Below are 878 nucleotides of genomic sequence, written 5' to 3'. Positions count from 1 at the left end.
CTTCTGACCACGCGCAAATGCCGAAGCCATCATCCTTTTCCGACCTAGATCGTCCTTGGCCTTCTTCAGATTGGCGACATCTGCTGCGGAGAAGAAGCCGGCCATATTTAGAACGACGGCAAATGGTGGTCCGGGGGAGGGGGCCATCAGCAACCCCACCATCTCGCAGAGGCCCCGGTAGAGTTTCGATTGTTGGGCGGGATGCCGCGTATTGATGATTCCCACCTTGCATTCCGGCGAAATGATCTTGCCGCACGAGCTGGAGTGAGCATCACCTGGTCGTCGTCGTGCGCACGTTCAGCGGCGAGCTGGTCCTCGACAACCCGACCCAGAACATCATGCCCTGGTCGCGCAAGCCCTATCGCTGGGTGCGCATCCAGTTGCCCAAGAACCCCAACTATTGGGTATCCCGGGCGACCGCAACACCTGATCTAAAGCATGATCCGGAAAAGTGGAAACCGGTTTTCCGAAAAGGTCACGCTCAAACAAAAAGATGAGATCATGATCCGACCAATCGGATCATGATCTCGTTCATCGTGCGGCTTGGCTGACGCTTTGCGAGAGGCCGAACCCCACGATCACCGCAAGGCAGATGATGGCTCCGGTGCGTAACAGGCCGGGACCGACAAATCCCTGCACGACGCCGAAGCAGAGGCAGGCGGCGGCCGCGGCCGGGAAGAAGGAGTCGCGGCCACGTCGGAGCGCGCCTAAGACCAGGCGTGCGAGGAGGGAGAACGCAATCGCGATCGCGAGCGCCAGTCCGATCCAGCTCGTTCCCACGAATAGCGCGATGACTGCGGAGGGGGCGGCCAGCGGTCCCGTTGCATCGCCGGATTGGTAGATCCATCCAATCGACTGGAAGGCGCCGGCGCCGGCGT

3 pseudogenes are annotated in these 878 nt (G+C 60.7%); 1 reads left to right on the top strand and 2 read right to left on the bottom strand.

Going from position 1 to position 878, the window contains the following annotated elements:
* Positions 1-225: pseudogene (locus CWO89_RS44635) on the bottom strand (hypothetical protein); the annotation flags it as partial.
* A 38-nt stretch (positions 226-263) separates the two neighbouring features.
* Between CWO89_RS44635 and CWO89_RS44630 the strand changes: the two are divergent.
* Positions 264-497 (top strand): annotated as a pseudogene (locus CWO89_RS44630) (transglutaminase-like cysteine peptidase); the annotation flags it as partial.
* Between the two features lie 34 nt (positions 498-531).
* Here the strand turns inward: CWO89_RS44630 and CWO89_RS46715 are convergent.
* Positions 532-878, bottom strand: a pseudogene (locus tag CWO89_RS46715) (hypothetical protein); the annotation flags it as partial.

It is taken from the genome of Bradyrhizobium sp. Leo170, assembly GCF_004296405.1.
GTDB lineage: Bacteria > Pseudomonadota > Alphaproteobacteria > Rhizobiales > Xanthobacteraceae > Bradyrhizobium.
The sequence above is the reverse complement of the archived record's forward strand: the minus strand, read 5'-3'. Positions and strand labels throughout refer to the sequence as shown.